This window comes from Pseudosporangium ferrugineum, from assembly GCF_003002065.1.
Classification (GTDB): domain Bacteria; phylum Actinomycetota; class Actinomycetes; order Mycobacteriales; family Micromonosporaceae; genus Actinoplanes; species Actinoplanes ferrugineus_A.
On the sequence record NZ_PVZG01000009.1, the window covers coordinates 139,637 to 163,708 of the forward strand.

Below are 24,072 nucleotides of genomic sequence, written 5' to 3' on the forward strand. Positions count from 1 at the left end.
CTGAGCGGGACCTGTGGATAGCGCCCAGGTGTTGTCCGAAAGCGTGATGCGGGTCACGATGGGGTCTGGAGGTGCGCGCATGCCCAATCCCTGGCTCGCCCTCGACCTCGGCACCGACCCCGCGGAGCGGATCAGCCAGGTCGGCCGCGCGCACGAGCTCTTCGTGACCGGGGAGACCCCCGTCGACCAGGTGCGATCCGTGGTGGCCGACTCGTGGCGGCGCTCGGCCGGCGCCCTGCTCAGCCCGGACAGCCGGGCGCCCATCGAGCTCAGCGACGGCGAGCTGGAGGCGTACCGGGCGGCGCACCCGCTGGCCCGCGTGCTGCCGATGTTCCGGGACCTGCTCGGCGGGCTGGCCGACGACGGCGACCACCTGATGGCGGTCTGCGACGCGCACGGCCGCCTGCTCTGGGTGGAGGGGCACGCGTCCGCGATGCGCAGCGCCGAGTCGATGAACTTCGTGCCCGGCGCGCGGTGGGACGAGGCGCACGCCGGCACCAACGCGCCCGGCACCGCGCTCGCCGTCGACCACCCGCTGCAGATCTTCGCCACCGAGCACTTCAGCCGGGGCGTCCAGCGGTGGACCTGCGCGGCGGCGCCGATCCACGACCCGGCGACCGGGGCGCTGCTCGGCGCGATCGACGTGACCGGCGGCGACCACCTGGCCAACCCGCACAGCCTCGCGCTGGTCCGGGCCACCGCGCTCGCCGCCGAGGCCTATCTCGGTACCCGGCTGAGGCCGGCGCCGGACACCACCACGGTGTCGGTGCTAGGGCGCGAAGACGCCGTCGTGGCGGTCGGTGGCCGCCGCCTGCGGCTCGGCCGCCGGCACTCGGAACTCCTCTGCCTGCTTCTGGTCCACCCCGGTGGGCGTACGGGAGATCAGTTGGGTTTCGATCTTTATGCCGACGATCAAAATCCGGTCACCGTACGCGCTGAGCTGTCCCGCCTGCGCCGCATCCTCGGGCCCTCGCTGCTGGACTCCCGCCCCTACCGGTTGCGGGGCGAGGTCTCGGCCGACTTCCTCGAGGTGACCCGGCTGCTGGAGCAGGGCCGGCCCGGGGAGGCGCTGGCCGCCTACCCGGGGCCGCTGCTGCCGTCGTCGGACGCGCCCGGGGTGGTGCGGCTGCGCCGCCTGCTCGACTCCCGCCTGCGCACGGCGATCCTCGCGGCGGGCGACCACCGCCTGATCCAGACCTGGCTCGCCACCGCCTGGGGCGCCGACGACCTTCAGATGTGGGAGGTCTACGCCGCCGCGCTGCCGGCCGCCTCCCCCGCCCGCCTCCTCGCCGCCGAGCGGATCTCCGAGCTCACCGCCGATTACGGGCTTGCAACGTTCGTGCAACGTGCCCGTCATTAGCGTCCGCGTATCCACCACGGATACGGAGGTCGTGCTTCATGTCTGTCTACTCCCCGCCCGGTACCGACGGCGCGATCGTCACCTACGAATCCCGGTACGACCACTGGATCGGTGGCGAGTACGTGCCGCCGGTCAAGGGCCAGTACTTCCAGAACCCGTCGCCGGTGACCGGGCAGAACTTCTGCGAGGTCGCCCGGGGCACCGCCGAGGACGTCGAGCGGGCGCTGGACGCCGCGCACGGCGCGGCCGGCGCGTGGGGCCGCACGTCGCCCGCCGAGCGCGCGAACATCCTCAACAAGATCGCCGACCGGATGGAGGCGAACCTCGAGAAGCTGGCCGTCGCGGAGACGTGGGAGAACGGCAAGCCGGTCCGCGAGACGATGGCCGCCGACATCCCGCTGGCGATCGACCACTTCCGCTACTTCGCCGGGGCGCTGCGGGCGCAGGAGGGTTCGCTCGGCGAGCTGGACGACGACACCGTCGCGTACCACTTCCACGAGCCGCTCGGCGTGGTCGCGCAGATCATCCCGTGGAACTTCCCGATCCTGATGGCGGTCTGGAAGCTCGCCCCCGCGCTGGCCGCCGGCAACGCGGTGGTGCTCAAGCCGGCCGAGCAGACGCCGGCGTCGATCCACTACTGGATGTCGCTCGTCGCGGACCTGCTGCCGCCGGGCGTGCTCAACATCGTCAACGGCTTCGGGGTCGAGGCGGGCAAGCCGCTCGCGTCCTCGAAGCGGGTGGCGAAGGTGGCCTTCACCGGTGAGACCACCACCGGCCGCCTGATCATGCAGTACGCCTCCGAGAACATCATCCCGGTCACCCTGGAGCTCGGCGGCAAGAGCCCGAACATCTTCTTCGCCGACGTCAGCCGCGCGGACGACGACTTCATGGACAAGGCGCTCGAGGGCTTCGCGATGTTCGCGCTCAACCAGGGCGAGGTGTGTACCTGCCCGTCGCGCGCGCTGATCCAGCAGGGCCACTACTCGGACTTCCTGGCCGCCGGCGTCAAGCGGGTCGAGAACATCAAGCAGGGCAACCCGCTCGACACGGACACCCAGGTCGGCGCCCAGGCCTCGAACGACCAGCTCGAGAAGATCCTGTCCTACTTCGACATCGGACGGCAGGAGGGCGCGAAGGTGCTCACCGGTGGCGCCCGGGCAGACCTCGGCGGGGATCTGTCCGGTGGCTACTACGTCCAGCCGACGATCTTCGAGGGTGCGAACTCGATGCGCATCTTCCAGGAGGAGATCTTCGGCCCGGTCGTGTCGGTGACGTCCTTCACCGACTACGCCGACGCCATCAAGATCGCCAACGACACCCTGTACGGCCTGGGCGCCGGCGTCTGGACCCGGGAGATGAACCTCGCCTACCGGGCCGGCCGCGACATCAAGGCCGGTCGGGTGTGGACGAACTGCTACCACCTGTACCCGGCGCACGCCGCGTTCGGCGGGTACAAGCAGTCCGGCATCGGCCGGGAGAACCACAAGATGATGCTGGACCACTATCAGCAGACGAAGAACCTGCTGGTCAGCTACTCCCCCAAGGCCATGGGCTTCTTCTGATGGGTGCCCGGGTGGACGTGACCCCCGCGGCGGCGGAGCTGATCCGCTCGCTGCGGGGGCAGCACGGGCCGTTGATGTTCCACCAGTCCGGCGGCTGCTGCGACGGCAGCGCGCCGATGTGCTACCCGGAGGGCGAGTTCCGCACCGGCTCCAGCGACGTCCTGCTGGAGGAGCTCCGCATCGACGGGGTGGCGGAACCGGTGTCGTTCTGGATGAGCACCGCCCAGTTCGAGGCCTGGAAACACACCCACCTGACCGTGGACGTGGTGCCGGGACGCGGCAGCGGCTTCAGCCTGGAGGCGCCCGAGGGGGTGCGCTTCCTCATCCGCAGCCGGGTGCTCACGCCGGAGGAGCTGGCGGCCCTTCCCTGACCGGGCCCTTCCTGCCGACCGCCCAACGGAAGTGGTTCACCAGCAGATAACCCCCATCCCGATTCCGGTACGGCCGGGCAGCGGCGAGCACCGCGCCGGCCGCGCCGGGGTCCTCGCCCAGCAGGATGCCCCGGACCAGCTCGTCGTCACCGGCGGCCCGCCACGGCACGGCCACCAGGCCCTCCACGACGTCGTCGAGGCCGCCGTCCGTGAGCAGCTCGCGCAGGCCGCCGGGCAACCGCAGCTCCCCGTCGGGCGGCGGCGGGTCGTCGTCCAGCGCCTCCTCCAGGACGCGCAGGTCGTTGCGGGCCGCCTCCGCCCAGTTCGCCACCGCGACCCGGCCGCCCGGAACCGTCACCCGCACCATCTCGGCCAGGGCGTCGTCGGTGTCCTCGGCGAATTGCAGGGCGTTGAAGGAGGTCACCAGGTCGAAGGTGGCGTCGCCCCAGGGCAGCTTCTCGGCGCCGCCCAGCCGTACGTCCCCGGTGCGCCGGCGCGCCAGCGCCACCATGCCCGGCGCCGGATCGATGCCCGCGGTCCGCAGCCCCCGCCGGTCGCAGAAGGCCAGGAACTCGCCGCTGCCGCAGCCCACGTCGAGAACACGCGCGCCCGCCCCGACGCCGCCGTGCTCGAGGACCGCCCGCCACGCCGGCTCGGGGAAGTCGCCCCACGCCGAGGCCCACTCCTCGGCCACCTCGGACCAGGGATCGGTCACCATGCCACGGCCGGATCCGTCCGCAGGCGGCTGTAGAGCAGCACGTCGCGCCACTGCGCCGCCCGGAACTCGCACGCGCGGATCGCACCCTCGAAGGTGAAGCCGGCCTTCGTCAGGGACTTCTGCTCGGCGATGTTCTCGGGCTGGGTGCCCGCCTGGATCCGCTGCACCGTGGTGTTCGCGAACAGGTAGTCGCAGAGCATGGCCTGGGCGCGCCACCCGATGCCCCGGCCGCGCCACTCCGGCAGCAGCAGGATGCCGATCTCCCAGTAGCGTCCGCCGGGGCCGGACTCGCCCGCGGTCCACGACAGCAGCCCGGCCGTCTCGTCGTCCGCCTGCACCATGACCCGGCTGTCGTCGGCGCCCAGATAGCCGTCCTTGGCGAAGCGCCGCTCGGGGCCGGTGGGGTCGCGGAAGCCGTACCAGTTGTTGCAGACCAGTTCCCGGTCGTGGGTCATCCGCCGGAACAGGGGCAGGTCGCTCTCGGCGACCGGGCGCATCGCGATGCTCATCCCGCCAGCTTCGCCGAGGATCCCGGCCCGCGTCACCTCACCAGAGTTACACCTTCTCCCCGAACCGTGCCACGCCTGCGCCGGGACGCTCCCGTCGCGGCGTGACGGCAGCATATTTCTCCCCGTCCTGATTCGACGTACGGCGGACGGAGTCGGCGCGATGCGTACCCTCATGATCGGTGTGGCCCTGGCCGGGCTCCTCGGACTGGCCGGCTGCGGCACCGCGGTCGCCACCGAGGGCCGGCCCAGCTGGGTCGCCGCCGCACCGGCAGCCCCGTCGCCGTCGGCCTCGCGCCCGCCCGAGGTCGTCGTCTCCCAGTCCCCTTCGCACTCCCCCGCACACTCCGCCTCGCCGTCGCACGTGCCGGCTTCCGTCGTGACCGAGCGGGCGCCGCACAAGAAGAAGCGGCACCAGGACGGGCCGGCGGACAGTCTCATGAAGACCGGGCAGGCGGGCGTCGCGCTGACCTTCGACGACGGCCCCGACCCGGTGCAGACCCCGAAGATGCTCGACCTGCTCGCGCGGACCCACGTCAAGGCGACCTTCTGCCTGGTCGGTCAGAACGTGGCGGCACACCCGGACCTCGTACGCCGCATCGCCGCCGAAGGCCACACCCTCTGCAACCACAGCTGGCGGCACAGCCTGACCCTCGGCCGGCAGAAGCCCTCGGTGATCCGCGCCGACCTGCAACGCACCAACGACGCCATCCGCGCCGCCGTGCCGGGCGCGACGATCGGGTACATGCGGGCGCCCGGCGGCAACTTCACCCCGGCCTTCGTGGCCGAGGCCCGCAAGCTCGGCATGACCTCGATCTACTGGCAGGTCGACCCGCGCGACTGGGAACACCGGCCGGGCGAGCCGGACGGCGCGCACGAGGCCAAGGTGATCCGCGCGGTGAAGAAGCACGTGGGCAAGGGGGCGATCGTGCTCTCCCACGACTACGGGCAGCCGGACACGATCCGGGCGTACGAGAAGCTGATCCCGTGGCTCAAGCAGCGGTACACGCTGATCGCCCTGCCCTGACCGCCTGGCCGGACGGGCGCCGCTCAGGACGGGCGCCGCTCAGGACGGGCGCCGCTCAGGACGGGCGCCGCTCAGGACGGGCGCCGCTCAGGGCGAGCGCCGGGCGCTGGCCGGGGCGAGCGGGCTGGGGCGGGGCGGGCCGGGCGCTGGGGCGGGCGGCGGGTCAGTGGGAGGGCGGGATGACGCGGAGGTGGCCGCGGCGGCCGGTCTGGTGGCCCGGGAGGTTGTCGTGCTCCTCCGGGCGTGGCGGCGGGGCCGGGCGGGCCGCCTCGCGGACGGCGTCGGCCAGGGCCACGAGGTCGTCGGTGGTGGGCGGCGGGGGCGCGAAGTCGCCGTCGTGCCGGACGAGTTCCCAGCCGCGGGGCGCGGTGAGGCTGCGGGCGTGAGGTTCGCAGAGGTCGTACGTGTGCGGTTCGGCGAAGGCGGCCAGCGGGCCCACCACGGCCGTCGAGTCGCTGTAGACGTAGGTCAGGGTGGCGACCGCCTGTCGGGGACAGCCATTGCGGGAGCAGCGCCGTGGGGACCTCACGGCGGCACGTTATCTCTAAGCGCGCTCGCGCGGGGCCGATGGTCGCGCGACACGCCGACCCACCATGCATCACGATTTCGTCATGGCGTTCCGACACGCCGTCCCAATGGGGCGAATTCCCGGTGACGAAACGCGGCCGACACAGCCTGACCACGTACGACGGGCTTCGCGGGCTAGGCTGGTCGCGTGACCACCAGTCCCGACCGCCGCCGGGCCGGATCCGACCCCGGCCGGCCCGCGCGCAATCCCGGCCCGGGCCGCCCCGCCCGCCGCGACCGGCACGGCCGTGGGCTGCGCGGCCGGCTCGTCCCGGCGACCGTGCCGCTCGCCCGTACCAAAGCGGAGATCTTCGACGATCTCGTGCTGGACACGGTCGAGAGCCTCGAGCGCCGGTATGCGAAGGAACTCGCCGGCGTGGAGTTCGCGGTCGAGGACGTGCCGCCGGACCTCAACGTCTACGACTCCGACGTGCTCGAGGACGGCGAGGTGCCGCTGGCCCGCCTGCTGCCGGGCCGGCCCGGTCGCCAGGAGCTGCCGCCGCGGATCGTGCTCTACCGGCGGCCGCTGGAATTCCGGGCGATGGACCGCGAGGACCTCGCCGACCTCGTGCACGATGTGATCATCGAGCAGGTCGCCAACCTGCTCGGCGTCGATCCGGACGAACTCTCGTAGGACGGCCCCCCGGCGTCCGCACGAGAGCCGCGGTCACGCCACCCGGCGCTTGAGCTTGCGGCGTTCCCGTTCGGAAAGGCCGCCCCAGATGCCGAAACGTTCGTCGTGACCCAGCGCGTACTCGAGGCATTCCGTCTTCACGTCGCAGCGGCCACAGATGCGCTTGGCCTCGCGGGTCGAACCGCCCTTCTCCGGGAAGAATGCCTCAGGATCGGTCTGCGAGCACAGCGCCCGTTCTTGCCACTCGGGCGCGTCCCCGAGCAGGTCCACTCCTTCTACCTGCGCTTCCATCGGCGTGCCTCCTTTTCCGCGCCGGCAGCGATGCCAGCGCTGACCCCCCACGCACGCGGCGTGTTTCTTGCGGGAAATACGCGGTTCGCGGCGCCGCTTTCCCACAACCCCACCGAAATTACACGCGTGTAAGACGTGCGTCGTCAAGCCGAACCTGATAAATAGGCCCGTTATCTCGAGGCGCCGACGTCACCTCACGGTCCCGTTCCAGCCCTATCTCTCAGAGCCGCCGAGAGGTAACGCACAGTCGGCGCGTCGCGTCCAAATTACCCCCATTTGTAATCTTGCGACCAGTGGGTCGGCTAGCCCGCAACCGAACCGGACCTCCGACACGGGTACGCAGAGCGGATCCGCGGCCAACCGGCGCCCGGATCCCACCCGCGCGACGAGGCGCGCGGGGAAGGGGGACTCGGCTCGCCGGCCGCCCGACCGCAACGACCGCCCGACCGCCCACCCGACCGACCGCCCGGCCGCAGCGACCGCCCGCAGCGACCGCCGGGCCGCGCCGGCGCTGCTACTGGCGGCCGTAGACGGTGGTGCGCTGGACCGCCGGGCGGCCCGCTGCCGCCGCCAGTTCCTTCAGCTCCGACACCGTGCGCGCCGAGCCGTGTTCCGAGCCGGCCATCCGGGAGATGGTCTCCTCCATCAGGGTGCCGCCGAGGTCGTTGCAGCCGCCGTTGAGCATCGCGATCGTGCCCTCGTCGCCGAGTTTCACCCAGGAGCACTGGATGTTGTCGATGCGGCCGTGCAGGAGGATGCGGGCCATGGCGTGCACGACCCTGTTCTCACGCCGGGTGGGGCCGGGGCGGGCGATGCCGGCCAGGTAGATCGGGGCGTTCGTGTGGATGAACGGCAGCGCCACGAATTCGGTGAAGCCGCCGGTCACGTCCTGCACGCCGGCGAGGACCCGGAAGTGGCCGAGCCACTGGCGGGGGTGGTCGACGTGGCCGTACATCATCGTGGAGCTGGAGCGGATGCCGACCTGGTGGGCCGTCGTCACCACGTCGATCCAGGCGGCGGCCGGGAGCTTGCCCTTGGTGAGGACCCAGCGGACGTCGTCGTCGAGGATCTCGGCGGCGGTGCCCGGGATCGTGTCGAGGCCGGCTTCGCGCAGCTCGGTCAGCCACTCGCGCACCGGGACGCCCGCCTTCGCGGCGGCGGTGACGATCTCCATCGGCGAGAACGCGTGGACGTGCATGCCCGGCACGCGTTGTTTCACGGCCCGCACCAGGTCGGCGTACGCGGTGATCGGCATTTTGGGGTCGATGCCGCCCTGCATGCAGACCTCGGTGGCGCCGTCCCGCCACGCCTCCTCGGCCCGGTCGGCGACCTGCTCGACCGACAGGCGGTACGCGTCCGCGTCCTTCTCGCGCTGGGCGAAGGCGCAGAAGCGGCACCCGACGTAGCAGACGTTGGAGAAGTTGATGTTGCGGTTCACCACGTACGTGACGTCGTCGCCGTTGACGTCGCGCCGCAGGTCGTCGGCGATGCGGGCGAGCTCCTCCAGCGCCGAGCCGTCCGCGTGGAACAGGGCCATCGCCTTGTCCTCGTGCTCGGGCAGGAGCAGCTTCGCGGGGCTCTCGGCGGCGAGCTTCAGGCCGGCGAGGACGTCGGTCTCGATCCGCTCGGTCGCGTCGGTGGTGATGTGCGCCGCGACCTCCGTCCAGTCGCCGTAGACGGAGTCGAAGTCGCCGCGGCGGTCGGCGGTGCGGCCCTCGGTGTCGATGGTCGCGAACAGATCGGTGCGGCCGCCCGCGAACCCGTCGTCCGGTTCCTGCCAGGGCAGGCCCGCCGGCATCGCGTCCTCCCGGGCCAGCCCGGACGGCTCGGCGAGCGCCGCGACGTGCGCGGCGAGGCGCGGGTCGAGCCAGCCCTCGCCGCGGCGGACGTACTCGGGGTAGATGGTCAGCCGCTCGCGCAGCGCGAAGCCGGACCGGGCGGACATCTCGCGGAGCTGATCGATCTGCGGCCACGGCCGTTCGGGGTTGACGTGGTCCGGCGTCACCGGCGAGACGCCGCCCCAGTCGTCGATGCCGGCGCGCAGGAGAAGGTCGTACTCGCCGGCGATGAGGTTGGGCGGGGCCTGGATCCGGGCGCGCGGGCCCATGAGGACGCGGGCCACCGCGACCGTCGCCGCCAGCTCGCGCAGCTCCGCGTCGGGCATGCCGCGCATCGCCGTGTCGGGCTTGGCGCGGAAATTCTGGATGATGACTTCCTGGATGTGGCCGTACTCCCGGGCGGAGCGCCGCATCGCGAAGATGGCGTCGGCGCGCTCGGCGCGGGTCTCGCCGATGCCGATGAGGATGCCGGTGGTGAACGGCACGCCGACCCGGCCGGCGTCGTCGAGGACCCGCAGCCGGACCGCGGGCTCCTTGTCCGGCGAGCCGTAGTGCGGGCCGCCCGGCTCGGACCAGAGCCGGGTCGCGGTGGTCTCCAGCATCATCCCCATGCTGGGCGCGACCGGCTTGAGCCGCTGCAGGTCGGCCCAGCCGAGCACCCCGGGGTTGAGGTGCGGCAGCAGGCCGGTCTCCTCCAGTACGGCGATGGCGCACGCGCGCACGTAGTCGAGGGTGGAGTCGTAGCCGCGCTCGTCGAGCCACTGCCGGGCGGCGGGCCAGCGCTCCTCGGGCCGGTCCCCCAGCGTGAAGAGCGCCTCCTTGCAGCCCTGCGCGGCGCCCTCGCGCGCGATGGCCAGCACCTCGTCGCGCTCGAGGAACGCCGCCGGCAGCCGGTGCGGCACGGTCGCGAAGGTGCAGTAGTGGCAGCGGTCGCGGCAGAGCCGGGTCAGCGGGATGAAGACCTTTTTCGAGTACGTGACGACGCCCGGGCGCCCGGCCTCACGCAGCCCCGCGTCGCGCACGCCGCCGGCGATCGTGAGCAGCTCGTCGAGCAGCGCGCCCTCGGCCGCCAACAGGGCGGTCGCCTCGCCGGCGTCGATCGCCCTGCCGTCGGCGGCACGCTTGAGGGCGCGGCGGATGCTGGCTTCGGTCGGCGGGATGTCCTCGGCTGCCACCCGTGCAGCCTAGGCCGGAAAAAGCTCGCCTGCCCCCAGGGCACCGCCGGAGCGGGAGTGGTCTGGGACACGCCCCGCGGTCACGCCTTGGGTGGCTCCTCGCGGAGGACCCGGGTGCTGTCGTCGTCCTCCGTCCGGGCCGGGATCGCCTGCGTCGGATCGGCCGGACCGCCGTGGGCAGCGGGTCCGCCCGGCGGCGGGCCGTAGGAGGGCGCGGTGCCGGGAGCGTGCGGATTCCCGGGAGCCGGCGCGTAGGGCCCCGGCGGCGTGCCAGGAGCGGGAGGCGCCGAGGCCGGCGGCGCGAAGGCCTGGGGCGGGGAGGCCTGGGGCGGGGAGGCCTGGGGCGGGGAGGCCTGGGGCGGGGAGGCCGGCGGCCCGTAGGAGGGCGGCTCGGAAGCGGGAGGCGCGGAGGCGGGAGGGGCCGGGGGCTGCTGAGGCTGCGGCATACCCCACGGCTGCGACTGAGGCTGACCGGGGTGAGGCTGACCGGGCTGCGGATATCCGGGCGGGAACCCGGGCTGCCCCGGAGGGAATCCCGGCTGGCCGGGCTGCGGCTGCCCCGGCTGCGGGTAGCCCGGCTGGCCGTACGGCTGCTGGCCCCACTGCGGCTGTCCGTAGGTGCCGGGGGGCTGCGGCTTGGGGCGCGGCGTGGTGTAGAGGCTGCGCCAGATCGCGAAGACCGCGTACGCCGCCACCGCGAACACCGCGAGCCACGCCGCCCGGACCAGGAGCTCCTCGAACGCCACCCGGATGCTGAAACCGGCGATCTTCACGATGCCGATGAGGAAGCCGAAGAGGACCGCGAACGCGCCGGCCACCGCGTACTCGATCAGCGCCACCAGGGTGATCAGCCGGGCCTGGCGGTGCCGGGGCTCGATCAGCGTCGACAGCAGCACCGCCGCCAGGGGCAGCAGCACGATCTCGACGTTGACGTAGCTGTAGAAGCTGTTCTGCACCCGGGTCAGGAAGTCCTGCCCCACCCCGGACGGGATGAGCCGGATGATCGCCACGAACAGCCAGACGGCGGGCGCCGCGACGAAGGCGTACGCGGTCAGATCGCGCAGCGGGCGCAGCACCGGGAGCACGGGCCGTCCCGGTTCGGGCTGTGGCGGCGGGGGGCTGGTCACAGCGGGACTCCTGATCGGCCGATGGTGGGAGCTGGTCGGCTCATGCTAGGGCATGGGTCACCTCCCGATATCCGCGTCACACCGGTGACCCGGAGGCCGCGGATCGGCCGGGCGTGCGCAAGGATGGTCGGATGCGGATCGTGGTCCTGACCGGGGGGATCGGCGGCGCCCGGTTCCTGATGGGCGTGCGCGCGCAGGCGCGGCGCATCGGAGCCGAGGTCACGGCGGTGGTGAACGTCGGTGACGACGTACGGATGCACGGCTTGCAGATCTGCCCCGACCTCGACAGCGTCATGTACACGCTGGGCGGCGCGGCCGACCCCGAGCGCGGCTGGGGACGGGTCGGCGAGAGCTGGGTGGTCAAGGAGGAGCTGGCGAAGTACGGCGCCGAGCCCACCTGGTTCGGCCTCGGCGACAAGGACACCGCCACCCACCTGGTGCGGACGACCATGCTCAACGCCGGCTTCCCGCTGTCCCAGGTGACGGCGGCGCTCTGCGACCGGTGGCAGCCGGGCATCACGATGCTCCCGGCCACCGACGACCGGCTCGAGACCCACGTGGTCGCCGACGTCGAGGGCGAGCGCAAGGCGATCCACTTCCAGGAGTGGTGGGTGCGCTACCGCGGCGACGTCCCGACGCACCGGTTCGTGTTCGTCGGGGCCGAGGCGGCGAAGCCCGCGGCCGGGGTGCTGGAGGCGGTGGCGGGCGCCGACGTGGTGCTCGTGGCGCCGTCCAACCCGGTGGTCTCGATCGCGCCGATTCTGGCCGTACCCCAGCTCAGGGAGGCCGTGGCGGACGGACCGGCGCCGGTCGTCGGGGTGTCGCCGATCATCGGCGGGGCGCCCGTGCGCGGCATGGCGGACCGCTGCCTGGCCACGGTCGGCGTCGAGGTCAGCGCGGCCGGTGTGGGCGGGCTGTACGGCCCCCGCGGCGGCGACGGCCTGCTCGACGGCTGGCTGGTCGACACCGTGGACGCCGGCGCGGAGGTCCCCGGCGTACGCACGAGGGCTGTGCCGCTGTGGATGACCGACGAGGAGGCGACGTCCGCGATGGTCGCCGCCGCGTTGGAGCTGGCGGGGGTGGCGTGATGGACGGGCTGGAGATCCTGCCGGTGCGCGGCATCGGCGACGTGACGGCCGGCGACGACCTGGCCGAGCTGATCAGCCGCAACGCGCCGTGGCTGCGCGACGGCGACGTGCTCGTGGTGACCAGCAAGATCGTGTCGAAGGCCGAGGGCCGGCTGGTCGAGGTGCCCGCCGACGGCCCCGAGCGGGAGCGGGCGCGGGAGCGGGTGCTCGACGCCGAGACGCGCCGGGTGGTCGCCCGGCGCGGATCGACCGCGATCGTGCAGACCCACCACGGCTTCGTGATGGCGGCGGCGGGCATCGACGCGTCCAACGTCGACAAGACCCACCTGGTGCTGCTGCCGGAGTCGCCCGACGACTCGGCCCGGCGGCTGCGGGCGGCGCTCGCGGCGCGCGGCCTGCGGGTCGGCGTGATCATCTCGGACACCATGGGCCGCACCTGGCGCAACGGCCTGACCGACGTCGCGCTCGGCGCGGCCGGCATCGAGCCGTTCCGCGACCATCGCGGCGAGATCGATCCGTACGGCAACGAGCTGCAGCTCACCCAGATGGCGGTGATCGACGAGCTGGCCGCCGCCGGCGAGCTGGTCAAGGGCAAGTGCGACCAGGTGCCGGTCGCGGTGGTGCGCGGTTACCCGGGCGCCGGGCGCGCCGAGACCCCCGGCGCCGGCGTTCTGCTCCGGGATGCTGCCGACGACATGTTCTCCCTGGGTACGGCGGAAGCCCACGCCGAGGGACTGCGCACGGCGGCCACCCTTCCGGAGGCGGCGACGGACACTCCGGCGAGCCCCGGGGCGGTGCGGCGGGCGATCGCCACGGCCGGGCTGGCGGGTGCGGTGGCCGTGCCCTCGCCGCAGACCCTGCGCTGCACGGTCACGGACAGCCGTCCCGCGGGCCTGATGCGCTTCGGCGCCGACGTGCAGCGGCTTCGGGCCGCGCTGGCCGCGGAGGGGCTGGCGTCCGCCGTGGCCTACGACGAGGGCGGGGCGACGATCGCGGTGTCCGGGGCGGCGCTGTGACCCTCTTCGACGACGCCACCGCCGTGCTGTCCGGCTGGGAGCCCACGTCCGAGGCGGCCGCGGTCGCGCGCAAGCGTACGGTCGAGCTGCTCGGCGCCGGGCCGGTCGCGATGACCCGGGCGCACCGGCCGGGGCACGTCACCGCCAGCACGCTGATCGTCGACGAGCGGCGCCGCGTGCTGCTGTGCCTGCACGGCCGGCTGGGCCTGTGGATGCAGGTCGGCGGCCACTGCGAGCCGGGCGACGCGACCCTGGCGGCGGCCGCCCTGCGCGAGGCGACGGAGGAGTCGGGGATCGACGGACTGCGGCTCGACCCCGTACCGATCGATGTGGACGTGCACGCGGTGCGGTGCGCCCCGGCCGACGGTCAGCCGGCCGGGGAGTCCTGGCACTACGACGTGCGGTTCGTGGCGGTGTGCCCGGCGGGCGCGGTGGAGCGGATCAGCGACGAGTCGGCGGACCTGGCCTGGTTCACCGCCGACGCGCTGCCGTCCCCGCTGGCGAGCGGCGTGGTGCAGCAGCTCGCCCCGGCCTTCGCCCGCGTGCCTCAGATGTAGCTGTTCTCGCCCTTTTCCTTGAGCTCGTCGACGATCGACTTGACCTCCTGGGCGCGGTCGCGGGGGCAGACCAGCACCGCGTCGGGGGTGTCGACCACGATCAGGTCGCGGACGCCGAGCACCGCGACCAGGCGGCCCGAGTTGGGCACCACGACGAGGTTCTCCGAGTCGCGCAGGATGACACCCGGCGTCGCCATGGCGTCCTTGCCGACGACCACGTTGCCGGCCGAGTCGGAGGCGAGCACCTCGCCGAGCGTGTGGAAGTCGCCGACGTCGTTCCAGCCGAAGTCGCCGGGGACCGTGCCGACCCGGCCGACCGCCGCCGCGCCCTCCATCACCGCGTAGTCGACCGAGATGCGCGGCAGCAGCGGCCACACCTCGCCGAGCACCTCCTCACGCGCCGAGGAGTCCCAGGCCTGCGCGATGCGGGAGATGCCGGCGTGCAGCTGCGGCTGCTGGCGGGCGAGCTCGCTGAGGAACACGTCGACGCGCCACACGAACATGCCGGCGTTCCACAGGTAGTTGCCGGACTTCACGTAGCCCTCGGCCACCTCGTACGAGGGCTTCTCCTTGAATTCCTCGACCGCGAGCGCCGAACCCTGGCCGATCGGGCCGCCGCACTGGACGTAGCCGTAGCCGGTCTCGGGCCGGGTCGGGGTGATGCCCAGCGTCATCAGCAGGCCCTTGCGCGCGCCGGCCATGGCCTCCTCGATCACCCCGATGAAGCGCTCGCCGTCGGCGATGAGGTGGTCGGCCGCGAACGCGCCCATGACCGCCTCCGGGTCGTGCCGGGCGATCACCGCCGCGGCCAGGGCGATGGCCGCGCAGGAGTCGCGCGGCGACGGCTCGACGAGGATGTTCTCCTCCGGTACGGCGGCGAGCTGGCGCGACACCGCGGCGGCGTGGGCCACCCCGGTCACGACGAACACCTGGGCCGGGTCGGCCAGTGGAAGCAGCCGGGACACGGTCGCCTGGAGCAGCGAGGCGTCGGTGCCGGTCAGCGGGTGCAGGAACTTGGGGTGACCGGCGCGGGACAGCGGCCATAGACGTGTTCCACTGCCACCTGCGGGAATGACGGCGTACAGCCCGCCCCGATTCTCACTCATGCGCACGCATTGTAACGAATGTCAGGCGGCCACGCGGCTCCACGTCGCCACGTGCACCTCCGCGCTGGAGGCCCAGGTGAACTCCTTGGCCCGGTCGAATCCGGCCTTGGCGAGGGTGAGCCGGCGCGGCTCGTCGTGCAGCAGGTCGGCCAGGTCCGCGGCGATCCGGTCCGGGTCCTCCGTCGTGTACGCCACCGCGTCGCCCCCGACCTCGGGCAGGGACAGCCGGGGCGTGGTCAGCACCGGGGTGGCGCAGGCCATCGCCTCCAGGATCGGCAGGCCGAAGCCCTCGCCGAAGGACGGGTAGCAGGCGACCAGCGCGCCGCCGAGGAAGCCGGGCAGGTCGGCGTACCGCAGGTAGCCTGGGCGCAGCAGCCGCAGGTGCGACGGCACCTCGGCCACCGCCCGGTCGATGTCGTCGTCGTGGCCCTGGCCGCCGGCGATGACCAGCGCCGGCGGGCGCGGCCAGTCGGCGACCGCACGCGCCCAGCCGCGGATCAGGTTGGGCACGTTCTTGCGCGGCTCCTTGGCGCCGAGGAAGGCGACGTAGCCGGAGTCGCCGAGGCCGAGGCGGGCCCGGACACGGGCCTTCTCCTCGTCGCTGGGCGCGTGGAAGGCGGTCTGGTCGACGCCGTGGTACGCCACGTCGATGTGCGTGGGGTCGGCGTCGAGGAGCCGGATCAGCTCGTCGCGGGTGGCCTTGCTCGGCACGATGACCCGCGCGGCCCGGCGCAGCGAGGTCTTGATCGCGCTGCGGAAGAAGGTGCGCTTGGTGTTGTCGTAATGCTCCGGCTCGGTGAAGAAGGTCGCGTCGTGCACGGTGACCGTCACCGGGCAACCCGCCCGCAGCGGGCAGGTGTAGAAGGGCGAGTGCAGCACCCCGGCGCCGACCTGCTGGGCGAGCAGCGGCAGGCCGGTCTGCTCCCAGGCGAGGCGGGCGGGGCGGTGCGCCACGGCGGCGGGACCGGCGATGACCTCGGCCCCGGTGAGCATGCGGGAGTAACGCTCCGCATCCGAACGCTGCGCGACCACGACGAGGTCGGCACGCTCGGGACCGACCGCGCCGAGGGCGCCGAGCAACCCGTCGACGTATCTCCCCACCCCGCCTCGATCGGCGGGAACGCTCGTGGCGTCGACGAGGACACGGGGCGGGCGACCGGCGGTCACGTGGCAACTCCTCACATCTGTGGCTCAGACCACTGGCAAGGGTACGCCGCTCGATGCCTCCCGTGTCGACCGCGACGCCCTCCGACATCTCTTAGTTACTAGCTCTTTCCCCGCCCGATCGGAACGAGACCACTCCATCACTGTCAGTAATCCGACTATCGTCGAGGGCGATGAACGAGACGATCCCGGCGGCCCTCGCGGCGGCGGTCCGCAAGGACCCGACGACCCCCCTGCTCACCTGGTACGACGACACGACCGGCGACCGCACGGAGCTGTCGGGCGCCACGATGGACAACTGGGTGGCGAAGACGGCCAACCTGCTGGTGGACGGCCTGGGCCTGGGTCCGGGCGACTCGGCGGCGGTCCTGCTGCCCCCGCACTGGCAGACGGCGGCGATCCTGCTCGGCACCTGGGCGGCCGGCCTCGAGGTGTACACCGGCCCGGACCCCCGGCCGGTGGACGCCCTGTTCGCCTGGCCGGACACCCTGGAGGCGGCCGGCGCCTGGTCCGCCGGGGACAGCTACGCCACCGGGCTGCTGCCGCTCGCCATGCCGCTGCGGCCGGTCCCGCCGGGCTACGTCGACTACACCGTCGAGGTCCGCGGCTACGGCGACCACTTCGCCTCCCGCCGGCCCGCCCGCCCCGGCGACGCCGCCCTGAACGGCACGGACCACGGCACGATCTCGGGTACGGCCGCGGCCCGCGCCCGCGAACTCGGCATCGAGCCGGGCGCCCGCGTCCTGATCGACGCCCGCGCGTACCCGGACCCGGCGGACTGGCTGCTCACGCCCCTGTTCGCGGGGGCCAGCATCGTGCTGTGCGCCGCCCTCGACCCGGCGGTCACCGAGCGACGCGTCGCCGCGGAGAACGTGACCCTGACGCTGGCGTGACGTCGGTCACAGGGACCGCCCGCCGTAGTAGCGCCCCGGCCGGTCCATCCCCCGCACCTCGATCTCGACCCGGTCCATTCCCCGCCACTCGCGGGTCGCGTCCCCGGTGGGAGCGGCCGGCGGCTTGGGCCTCGGGCGGCCGGGACGGGCCGGAACGGACGGACGCCGCCGCCCGGTGCGCAGACCCCCGGCCGGGACGGCGACGACCGCCGCGCTGCCCGGAACGGGTCGCCGGGCGGGCTTTATCGTGAGCGGACCGCGGAACAGGGCGGGCAGGGCAACCCCGAGCCACACCGCGATGGCAAGACCGATCAGGAGCGGAAACCAGGTCATGGCGCGTCACCTCCGGCCGAATATAGACCGATGGTAATCGCTCAGTCACGGATTGCACATGGTCAGCGGCGCTTGGCGTACTCCTCGAACGCCGTCAGCGACTCGGGGTTGGCCAGAGCGCCCTTCGCCGCCGCCCGATCCGCCGGGGTGCCGGTCAGGATGCGCTTCACCGGCACCTCGAGCTTCTTGGCGGACAGCGTGCGAGGCACCGCGCGTACCTGATGGATCTCGTCCGGGACGTGCCGCGGCGAGAGCGCGGCACGCAGCTCGCGCCGGATCCGGCCGCGCAGCTCCTCGTCCAGCTCCAGGCCGTCGGCGAGCACCACGAACAGCAGCAGTTCGTCCTGGTCGTCGAGGTGGACGACGACCGAGTCGGCGATCTCGGGGATGCCCTCGACCACGGAGTAGAACTCGGCGGTGCCCAGGCGGACCCCGCCGCGGTTCAGGGTCGCGTCGGAGCGGCCGGTGATCACGCAGGTGCCGTCGGCGCCGATGGTGATCCAGTCGCCGTGCCGCCACACGCCCGGGAACACGTCGAAGTACGCCTCGAAGTAGCGCCGGCCGTCCGGGTCGTTCCAGAAACCGACCGGCATGCTCGGCATCGGCGCCGTGATGACCAGCTCACCCAGCTGCTCGAGGACCGGCTTGCCCTCCGGGTCGTACGCCTCCACCCGCGCGCCGAGCGCCCGGCAGGAGATCACGCCCTCGACCACCGGCAGCAGCGGCGTGCCGCCCACGAAGCCGGTGCAGACGTCCGTGCCGCCGGACAGCGACTGCAACTGGGGGCGGTCGCCCAGCACCTCGTAGATCCAGCGGTACCCCTCGGGCGGCAGCGGGGCACCGGTCGAGCCCACGCCCCGGATCACGTTCGCGGGCGGGCGTACGCCGGCCTTGCGGCAGGCCAGGATGAACGGTGCGGACGTACCGAAGAAGGTGACGCCGGCGTCGGCGGCGAGCCGCCACAGCTCGCCCAGGTCGGGGTGCCCGGGGTTGCCGTCGAAGAGCACGATCGCGGTGCCCACCGCCGGCCCGGACGCCAGGAAGTTCCACATCATCCAGCCGGTCGTGGTGAACCAGAGGAAGCGGTCGCCGGGGCCCAGGTCGTGGTGCAGGGCCAGCATCTTGAGGTGCTCGAGCAGGATGCCGCCGTGACCGTGCACGATCGGCTTCGGCAGGCCGGTGGTGCCCGACGAATACAGCACGTAGAGCGGGTGGTCGAACGGCACCGCGGCGAAGGTCAGCGGATCGTCGCCGTCGAGGCTGTCCCAGTCCCCCTCCCCGGTCAGGTACGGGATCGTGATCAGGTGCTCGACGCTGGGCAGGGCGTCGCGGATCGCGGCCACCTCGGCGCGCCGGTCGATCGCCTTGTCGCCGTACCGGTAGCCGTCGACCGCCACCAGCACACGCGGCTCGATCTGCGTCCAGCGGTCGATCACGCTGCGGGAACCGAACTCGGGCGCGCACGAGGAGAAGATCGCGCCGAGGCTCGCCGTCGCCAGCATGAGCACGTACGTCTCGGGGATGTTGGGGGCGTAGGCCGCGACCCGGTCGCCGTCGCCGACGCCGAGCCGGCGCAGCCCGGCGGCGACCCTCCGGACCTGGTCACGCAGCTGCCGGGCGGTGAGGGTGACCGGCTCCCGGGTCTGCGAGTACGCGATGACGACCGGATCGTCGTCGCCCAGCCCGGGCATGCGCAGGACGTGCTCGGCATAGTTGAGCGTGGCACCCGGGAACCACCGGGCACCGGGCATGACGGCCCCGTCGAGGGTCGACGCCGGCTCGGTGTGGGCGATGACCTCGAAGTAGTCCCAGATCGCCCGCCAGAAACCGGACAGGTCGGTGACCGACCACTCCCACAGCCCGGCGTAGTCGTCGACCTCGACGCCCCGCTCGGCGCGCACCCAGGTCAGAAACCGCCCCATCCGGGAGGTTTCGATGACGTCCGCCGGAGGATTCCACAGCACCGCGCCCGCACTCATGCCGCCACCCTAACGGTCGCTCAGCCGCGCGTCCTGGATCGCTTTCCTGCGGGCCAGGCGGTGTTCGCGCCGGATGAGCGCCTCCCGGAAGCGCCGCTCGTCCTCCGCCGTCTCCGGCAGGACCGGCGGCACCGGCCGCGGATGACCCGACACATCGACACCGACGAACACCAGGTAGGCGGTGGCCACGGTGATCGGATCGCCGCCGGCCGTGTCCCACCGCTCCGCGGTCAGCCGTACGCCGACCTCCATCGAGGTGCTCCCGGCCCAGTTCACCTGCGCGTACGCGTGCACCAGGTCACCGGTGTGCACCGGCTCGACGAACACGATCTCGTCGATGGCGGCCGTGACCGCCGTACCGCCGCTGTGCCGCGCCGCCGCCGCACCGGCCACGTCGTCGACGAACTTCATGAGGACGCCGCCGTGCACGGTCCCGTACAGGTTGACGTCGATCGCGCTCATGATCCGGCTCAACGTGACGCGCGAGTGCGAGGTGGGCCGCCCCACCGGCTGATCGCTCATGCCCGTTACGTTAATTCCTCCCGGTTGCCGCCCCCGGGTACGGTCCACGCGTGCGCCATCTCCGGTCGATCCTGTACGTCTCCGTGCTCGCCCCGTCGGCCTGGATCCTGTGCGGCGTGGGCCTCGACGAGAACCTGACGGGCCGGGCCCGCGACAACGGCGGCATCGAGTCGCTGGGCGGCCTCCTCCTGCTCTTCCTGGCCGGCGCGGCGTACGGAATCCTGCTCTTCGCCCCGATCTCCCCCGCCGGCCCCCTCCTGGCCGGCGCGACCTTCATCGCCATCGGCACCTGGGCCCGCTTCGTCCCGGACTCCTACGCGAGCATCTGGCCGGCCGAGGTCACCAAGGAAGGCTTCAACATCAGCACCCCCGGGTACGGCCTGACGGTCCTGCTCGCGGTCCCGCTGATCTGCACGGCCCTGAGCGCCCGCCGCTGGGCAGGCTACGAACCACCCCGGGTGGTATGGCTGGGCGTACTGGGCAGAGCCCGCGGCGAGGCCCGCGCCCCGGGCACCCCGATCGCGGCAGAACCGACAACGGCCTTCCCGGCGGCCGTCCCGCACCAGCGCCGCCCGATCGACGACGAGGAGAAAACGACGCTGCTGGCGGGCCTGTTCGAACCCGCACCCTCGTCCGAGCGAACGGTCGACGTGGCGGAATCCTCGGAGGCCACAACGGCCCTGCCCACCGCCGCCCTCCCCATCCCGCCGGCGTCTGTCCCGCCGGCCCCGGCCCCGTCGGCTCCGTCGGCCCCGGCCTCGTCGGCTCCGTCGGCCCCGTCGGCTTCGGACGGCGACAAGACTCAGGTGATCCGCCCAGCCCTCGCCGACAGCGCCGCCGAGCCCGACCCCGGCGACGAGGCCACCAGGCCGATGTCGATAACGGGAGAGGAACGCCCCGACCCGGCCCAGGACCCGACCACCCGCCTCACCCCGGTCCCCCCGAAGCCCCCGGGCGAGGCGACCACCCGCCCCACCACAACAGCCACCCACCAGGAACGCCCCGCCGACGAGGCCGCGGACGACACCCGCCCCCTGAACCTCCCCCACGACGAAGACCAGACCCGCCGCCTCCCTTGATAGCCTGCCATCGATCCCTGAAGGCGCCCGGGAAAGGCTGAGCCCGTGCCAGGAAGAGGCCGCAGCCCCGCCGACGGCGGCGACCCACCGGGCCACTCCTCCCGGCCCCGCGGAGCCCCCACCCCGGCCAGCATCCACGAAGCCCACGAAACAACCGCCGCCGAAGCCCAGGCAGGCCGTGCCACCGGAGCCCCGCGCCCCAACCCCCTGATCACCCCGAGCACCGGCCACCCCGGCGCCACCCCCGACGGACGCCCGACCCCCATCAAGACGTCCCAGGACGAGGACGTCCGCCGTTCCCTCGACCGCGAGAACTCGGGCGCCGCGATCCTGGCGGACCGGGGCTATCGCATCCAGCAGAACCCTTCGCTCGACGAGATCGCCCGAGCGCGGCAGGAGACCGGCGACACGGGCAAGGTGGGGTCGAAGCCCGACTACCTGCTCGAGGGAAGGGTCTTCGACTGTTACTCGCCGGCGGCCGACAAGCCCGTGCGCGGTATCTGGTTCGAGGTGAAGAAGAAGATCGACAAGGAGCAGACGCAGCGCGTGGTGGTGAACCTGCAGGACTGGCCCGGCGACCTGACGGCCCTGCGGCGGCAATTCGACGACTGGCCGGTCGACCGGCTCAAGGAGGTCAAAGCCATCGGCCCCGACGGTGAGATCATCCAACTCGTCCCGAACCCCGACAGGAACTGAGGGCCCGCCATGGCGCTTGAGTACGAGTTGACCCTGGCGGGCACCACGCCGGTCGAGGTTCTGGCGGAGCGCGCGCTGCCCGACCCCGAAGAGCGTCCGACCGGGACACCGCCCCTGCTCTCGGCGGCCCTCTGGGACCGCTACGGCTTCATGGTCACCGTCCTCGCCGGGCAGGACGGCTACGTGTCGGCCGGAGCGGACAGCGGCATGTGGGAGTGGGAGCCCGGCGCCTACGTGTCGCTGAGCTTCCGCCTGGACAAGTTCGCGGACCTCGACCGCGAGGTGACCGAGATGCTGACGATCGTCCGCCGGGTGCTGGACAGCGGCCCGGAGGACAGCACGTTCACCCTCAACGGCGACGTGCTGCTGTTCGCCCGGTTCGGCGGCGAGCTCGTGAAGCACCGGCGTGAGAGTTGGTGGTCGAGCTACGCCTCCGCCGATTCGATCATTGCCGGGTAAGGGTCGGCCACCCCGGCGAGCCGGCCTCTGCTCGCGCCACCCGCGTACAGAACGTCCGGCTCCACTGCCCACCAACTTCGCACCAGCTTCGCACTTACTTCGCACTTACTTCGCACCTCGCTTGTCAGAGTGCGAAGTCGAGTGGTGGGATGGGTCCGTGGGTGCTGAAACTGTCGAGGAGATCCTTGCTGTGCTGCGCAGGGTGGGCGGCGAGCCGACACAGGTGGAAGCCAAACGTGCCGCCGGCGGGATGCCGAAGTCCGTCCGGGAGACGCTTTCCGCATTCTCGAACACGGAGGGCGGGACGATTCTGCTCGGCGTCGACGAGGCGAGCGGTTTCAGCCTCGTGGAACTGGCTGACCCTTCGGCGCTTCGCGACGCGCTGGTGCAGATGTCGCGGGACGACATCACGCCACCGCTACAGATCAGCGTGGAGGTAGCCGAAGTCGAGAACCGGTGGCTGGTCGTCGCCGAAGTACCTCCGGCGCCGGCGGACCGGCGCCCTGTATACGTCACTGCACAGGGGATCTCGGGAGGTTCCTACCTGCGCGGCGGCGACGGTGATCGGCATATGACCGAAGCCGAGATCGCGCTGGTCATGGCCGCACGGACGCAGCCCTTGTACGACCGGGAAGCTGTCGACGGGACGACCGTACAGGATCTCGACGACGAAGCTTTACGCCGCACGTTCCGCAGGGTCCGGTCCGGGTTCCCCAAGCTCGCCCAATCGGACGATGCGACCATCCTTTTCCGGCTGGGGATCACCGCTGATCGCTCGGTCGACGCCCCGTTGACGCTTGCAGGGCTCTTGACCTACGGACAGTTCCCGCAGCAATACTTCCCCCAACTGATGGTCTCGGTCGTCGTGCACAGCCCGGATCGCGACTCAAGCACGAGATTCCTGGACAACCAGACCGTACGCGGCTCGATTCCCGAGATGATCGAGACGTCGCTGTCCATGCTCCGGCGAAACCTCGCCGTCCGAGCGGTCATCAGTGATCGCGGCTCGCGCGTCGACGAGGTCGAGTATCCGCTGGAGGCCGTCCGTGAGGCACTCGTCAATGCGCTGATGCACCGCGACTACAGCCCCGTGACCCGCGGCACGCAGGTCCAGGTCGAGCTGTTTCCCGACCGGCTCGTCATTCGCAGCCCGGGCGGCCTTTACGGTGGAGTCACCATCGACGAACTCGGCGAAGCGGGAATCTCTTCCTCACGCAATGCGGTGCTGGCCAGCCTCCTCGCCGACACCTACCTCCCCTCGTCGAACGAGCTGGTCGCCGAGAATCGGTCCTCCGGCATCCCCGCGATGCTCGCAGTAGCGCGCAGTCGCGGTCTCCCCCGGCCCAGCTTTCGCAGCTCCATCGCCAGCTTCATGGTCACCATGGCGCGGTCGGAGCTGCTCAGCCCTGACACACGCCACTGGATCGCAGGGCTCGGCGCGCACCTGCCCACACCCGCACATCAGATCGCCGTAGCGATGTTGCGCGAGGACTACCTGACCAACGAAATGCTCAGACAATGGGGTGTGGACCGCGTTACCGCCGGCCAGGTTCTGCGAGACCTCGTCGAGCAAGGCTTGGCCCTCAAGGAAGGCGGTCGCCGCTACGCGCGATACGTCCTCGACCCCGCAATTTCCGGACGGAAGAAGGCTCCCGACCTCTTTTCTGCGCTACCCGGCGAACTCGCGCCTGATGTAGGAATGGCACTCCAGGCAAGGGGCGAGGCGACCGCCACCGAACTGGCCGAAGTTGCCGGACTGTCCCGACGGGCGGTCCTGAACCATCTGCGCAGCATGGTGGAAGCGGGAACCGTAGAGGCAATCGGTCCGGCTCAAAGCCCTAAGCGCCGCTACCGGTGGATCGGGCAATCCGAGTCACCCGCCGGCGGCGAACCCCGCTCGACGTCGAAGAACCACTGAGTCAGCACCGATCCGGGGTGGACAGCAGAGCCGGCTGCCGAAGTCGGCTCTGCTGTCCGCACCGCCGACAAGGCCGCGGACGACAC

Annotated in this window: 24 protein-coding genes; 13 read left to right on the forward strand and 11 right to left on the reverse strand. The window is 72.2% G+C overall.

Features of this window, described 5'->3' with window-relative positions; genetic code table 11:
• Positions 1-79 precede the first annotated feature (79 nt).
• From CLV70_RS20100 to CLV70_RS20110, 3 genes are read left to right on the forward strand one after another with little or no spacing between them, the layout of a single operon-like run.
• Positions 80-1,360, forward strand: coding sequence for a GAF domain-containing protein (locus CLV70_RS20100; RefSeq protein ID WP_106128073.1), 1,281 nt, complete (start codon positions 80-82; stop codon positions 1,358-1,360).
• Positions 1,361-1,398: 38 nt separating this feature from the next.
• Complete coding sequence (gene adh / locus CLV70_RS20105) at positions 1,399-2,922, forward strand: aldehyde dehydrogenase (RefSeq protein WP_106128074.1); 1,524 nt, start codon at positions 1,399-1,401, stop codon at positions 2,920-2,922.
• Positions 2,922-3,293: a DUF779 domain-containing protein gene (locus tag CLV70_RS20110; protein WP_106128075.1), complete on the forward strand. Its 372-nt coding sequence runs from the start codon at positions 2,922-2,924 to the stop codon at positions 3,291-3,293. Before adh ends, CLV70_RS20110 begins: the two co-directional genes overlap by 1 nt.
• Here CLV70_RS20110 and CLV70_RS20115 read toward each other — a convergent pair.
• Positions 3,262-4,011 carry a class I SAM-dependent methyltransferase gene (locus CLV70_RS20115; RefSeq protein WP_106128076.1) on the reverse strand — a complete coding sequence of 250 codons (750 nt, stop codon included), beginning with the start codon at positions 4,009-4,011 and terminating at the stop codon, positions 3,262-3,264. The genes CLV70_RS20110 and CLV70_RS20115 overlap by 32 nt on opposite strands.
• A complete protein-coding gene (locus CLV70_RS20120) occupies positions 4,005-4,520 on the reverse strand; it encodes a GNAT family N-acetyltransferase (RefSeq protein WP_106128077.1) in 516 nt (171 codons plus the stop codon). The genes CLV70_RS20115 and CLV70_RS20120 overlap by 7 nt, the downstream gene beginning before the upstream one ends.
• Before the next feature lie 160 nt (positions 4,521-4,680).
• Here CLV70_RS20120 and CLV70_RS20125 point away from each other — a divergent pair, with 160 nt between their 5' ends.
• Positions 4,681-5,544 carry a polysaccharide deacetylase family protein gene (locus CLV70_RS20125; protein ID WP_106128078.1) on the forward strand — a complete coding sequence of 288 codons (864 nt, stop codon included), beginning with the start codon at positions 4,681-4,683 and terminating at the stop codon, positions 5,542-5,544.
• Positions 5,545-5,707: 163 nt separating this feature from the next.
• On the opposite strand, the gene CLV70_RS20130 is transcribed toward CLV70_RS20125, so the two are convergent.
• Positions 5,708-6,073, reverse strand: coding sequence for a DUF3499 domain-containing protein (locus CLV70_RS20130; protein WP_023358955.1), 366 nt, complete (start codon positions 6,071-6,073; stop codon positions 5,708-5,710).
• A gap of 186 nt (positions 6,074-6,259) precedes the next feature.
• On the opposite strand from CLV70_RS20130, the gene CLV70_RS20135 reads away from it, so the two are divergent.
• A complete protein-coding gene (locus CLV70_RS20135; protein ID WP_106128079.1) occupies positions 6,260-6,745 on the forward strand; it encodes a metallopeptidase family protein in 486 nt (161 codons plus the stop codon).
• Between the two features lie 33 nt (positions 6,746-6,778).
• Here the strand turns inward: CLV70_RS20135 and CLV70_RS20140 are convergent, their stop codons facing one another.
• The 3 genes from CLV70_RS20140 to CLV70_RS40445 all read right to left on the reverse strand — a co-directional run bounded on the left by CLV70_RS20140 (position 6,779) and on the right by CLV70_RS40445 (position 11,176).
• Complete coding sequence (locus CLV70_RS20140; protein ID WP_043522029.1) at positions 6,779-7,036, reverse strand: WhiB family transcriptional regulator; 258 nt, start codon at positions 7,034-7,036, stop codon at positions 6,779-6,781.
• Positions 7,037-7,550: 514 nt separating this feature from the next.
• Entirely contained in the window at positions 7,551-10,049 is a 2,499-nt protein-coding gene (locus CLV70_RS20145; protein WP_106128080.1) for a bifunctional FO biosynthesis protein CofGH, read from the reverse strand.
• An 80-nt stretch (positions 10,050-10,129) separates the two neighbouring features.
• Positions 10,130-11,176, reverse strand: coding sequence for a hypothetical protein (locus CLV70_RS40445; RefSeq protein WP_245908340.1), 1,047 nt, complete (start codon positions 11,174-11,176; stop codon positions 10,130-10,132).
• A 131-nt stretch (positions 11,177-11,307) separates the two neighbouring features.
• On the opposite strand from CLV70_RS40445, the gene cofD reads away from it, so the two are divergent.
• From cofD to CLV70_RS20165, 3 genes are read left to right on the forward strand one after another with little or no spacing between them, the layout of a single operon-like run.
• On the forward strand, positions 11,308-12,264 hold the full coding sequence (cofD, locus tag CLV70_RS20155) for a 2-phospho-L-lactate transferase (RefSeq protein ID WP_106128081.1): 957 nt from the start codon (positions 11,308-11,310) through the stop codon (positions 12,262-12,264).
• A complete protein-coding gene (locus CLV70_RS20160; protein ID WP_106128082.1) occupies positions 12,264-13,280 on the forward strand; it encodes a coenzyme F420-0:L-glutamate ligase in 1,017 nt (338 codons plus the stop codon). Before cofD ends, CLV70_RS20160 begins: the two co-directional genes overlap by 1 nt.
• On the forward strand, positions 13,277-13,837 hold the full coding sequence (locus CLV70_RS20165) for an NUDIX hydrolase (protein ID WP_106128083.1): 561 nt from the start codon (positions 13,277-13,279) through the stop codon (positions 13,835-13,837). Before CLV70_RS20160 ends, CLV70_RS20165 begins: the two co-directional genes overlap by 4 nt.
• Here the strand turns inward: CLV70_RS20165 and CLV70_RS20170 are convergent.
• The gene (locus CLV70_RS20170) at positions 13,828-14,943 is read right to left on the reverse strand and encodes a mannose-1-phosphate guanylyltransferase (RefSeq protein WP_106128084.1); all 1,116 of its coding nucleotides are present in this window, start codon (positions 14,941-14,943) and stop codon (positions 13,828-13,830) included. The two genes, CLV70_RS20165 and CLV70_RS20170, sit on opposite strands and share 10 nt — an antisense overlap.
• A 21-nt stretch (positions 14,944-14,964) precedes the next feature.
• A complete protein-coding gene (locus tag CLV70_RS20175) occupies positions 14,965-16,110 on the reverse strand; it encodes a glycosyltransferase family 4 protein (protein ID WP_106128085.1) in 1,146 nt (381 codons plus the stop codon).
• Between the two features lie 170 nt (positions 16,111-16,280).
• Between CLV70_RS20175 and CLV70_RS20180 the strand changes: the two genes are divergently transcribed.
• A complete protein-coding gene (locus CLV70_RS20180; protein ID WP_106128086.1) occupies positions 16,281-17,000 on the forward strand; it encodes a TIGR03089 family protein in 720 nt (239 codons plus the stop codon).
• A gap of 6 nt (positions 17,001-17,006) precedes the next feature.
• Here the strand turns inward: CLV70_RS20180 and CLV70_RS20185 are convergent, their stop codons facing one another.
• The 3 genes from CLV70_RS20185 to CLV70_RS20195 form a co-directional block, all read right to left on the reverse strand.
• Positions 17,007-17,333: a hypothetical protein gene (locus CLV70_RS20185; protein WP_106128087.1), complete on the reverse strand. Its 327-nt coding sequence runs from the start codon at positions 17,331-17,333 to the stop codon at positions 17,007-17,009.
• Between the two features lie 62 nt (positions 17,334-17,395).
• Positions 17,396-19,312: an acetoacetate--CoA ligase gene (locus CLV70_RS20190; protein ID WP_106128088.1), complete on the reverse strand. Its 1,917-nt coding sequence runs from the start codon at positions 19,310-19,312 to the stop codon at positions 17,396-17,398.
• Between the two features lie 9 nt (positions 19,313-19,321).
• Positions 19,322-19,834 (reverse strand): acyl-CoA thioesterase, encoded by a 513-nt coding sequence (locus CLV70_RS20195; RefSeq protein ID WP_106128089.1) that lies wholly within the window; start codon positions 19,832-19,834, stop codon positions 19,322-19,324.
• 50 nt (positions 19,835-19,884) lie between these two features.
• Between CLV70_RS20195 and CLV70_RS20200 the strand changes: the two genes are divergently transcribed.
• The 4 genes from CLV70_RS20200 to CLV70_RS20215 all read left to right on the forward strand — a co-directional run bounded on the left by CLV70_RS20200 (position 19,885) and on the right by CLV70_RS20215 (position 23,986).
• Positions 19,885-20,913, forward strand: a complete 1,029-nt coding sequence (locus CLV70_RS20200; protein WP_106128090.1) for a hypothetical protein — start codon at positions 19,885-19,887, stop codon at positions 20,911-20,913.
• Positions 20,914-21,177: 264 nt separating this feature from the next.
• Entirely contained in the window at positions 21,178-21,609 is a 432-nt protein-coding gene (locus tag CLV70_RS20205) for a CdiA C-terminal domain-containing protein (protein WP_106128228.1), read from the forward strand.
• Between the two features lie 9 nt (positions 21,610-21,618).
• On the forward strand, positions 21,619-22,068 hold the full coding sequence (locus CLV70_RS20210; protein WP_106128091.1) for a SitI3 family protein: 450 nt from the start codon (positions 21,619-21,621) through the stop codon (positions 22,066-22,068).
• A 157-nt stretch (positions 22,069-22,225) separates the two neighbouring features.
• The gene (locus CLV70_RS20215; protein WP_106128092.1) at positions 22,226-23,986 is read left to right on the forward strand and encodes an ATP-binding protein; all 1,761 of its coding nucleotides are present in this window, start codon (positions 22,226-22,228) and stop codon (positions 23,984-23,986) included.
• The last annotated feature ends 86 nt before the right edge of the window (positions 23,987-24,072 follow it).

Excerpts from the sequence above, each read along its gene's own strand:
- CLV70_RS20100 (WP_106128073.1), top strand. The coding sequence starts at position 80 with ATGCCCAATCCCTGGCTCGCCCTCGACCTCGGCACCGACCCCGCGGAG.
- adh (WP_106128074.1), top strand. The coding sequence starts at position 1,399 with ATGTCTGTCTACTCCCCGCCCGGTACCGACGGCGCGATCGTCACCTAC.
- CLV70_RS20110 (WP_106128075.1), top strand. The coding sequence starts at position 2,922 with ATGGGTGCCCGGGTGGACGTGACCCCCGCGGCGGCGGAGCTGATCCGC.
- CLV70_RS20115 (WP_106128076.1), bottom strand. The coding sequence starts at position 4,011 with ATGGTGACCGATCCCTGGTCCGAGGTGGCCGAGGAGTGGGCCTCGGCG.
- CLV70_RS20120 (WP_106128077.1), bottom strand. The coding sequence starts at position 4,520 with ATGAGCATCGCGATGCGCCCGGTCGCCGAGAGCGACCTGCCCCTGTTC.
- CLV70_RS20125 (WP_106128078.1), top strand. The coding sequence starts at position 4,681 with ATGCGTACCCTCATGATCGGTGTGGCCCTGGCCGGGCTCCTCGGACTG.
- CLV70_RS20140 (WP_043522029.1), bottom strand. The coding sequence starts at position 7,036 with ATGGAAGCGCAGGTAGAAGGAGTGGACCTGCTCGGGGACGCGCCCGAG.
- cofD (WP_106128081.1), top strand. The coding sequence starts at position 11,308 with ATGCGGATCGTGGTCCTGACCGGGGGGATCGGCGGCGCCCGGTTCCTG.
- CLV70_RS20160 (WP_106128082.1), top strand. The coding sequence starts at position 12,264 with ATGGACGGGCTGGAGATCCTGCCGGTGCGCGGCATCGGCGACGTGACG.
- CLV70_RS20170 (WP_106128084.1), bottom strand. The coding sequence starts at position 14,943 with ATGAGTGAGAATCGGGGCGGGCTGTACGCCGTCATTCCCGCAGGTGGC.
- CLV70_RS20180 (WP_106128086.1), top strand. The coding sequence starts at position 16,281 with ATGAACGAGACGATCCCGGCGGCCCTCGCGGCGGCGGTCCGCAAGGAC.
- CLV70_RS20185 (WP_106128087.1), bottom strand. The coding sequence starts at position 17,333 with ATGACCTGGTTTCCGCTCCTGATCGGTCTTGCCATCGCGGTGTGGCTC.
- CLV70_RS20190 (WP_106128088.1), bottom strand. The coding sequence starts at position 19,312 with ATGAGTGCGGGCGCGGTGCTGTGGAATCCTCCGGCGGACGTCATCGAA.
- CLV70_RS20195 (WP_106128089.1), bottom strand. The coding sequence starts at position 19,834 with ATGAGCGATCAGCCGGTGGGGCGGCCCACCTCGCACTCGCGCGTCACG.
- CLV70_RS20210 (WP_106128091.1), top strand. The coding sequence starts at position 21,619 with ATGGCGCTTGAGTACGAGTTGACCCTGGCGGGCACCACGCCGGTCGAG.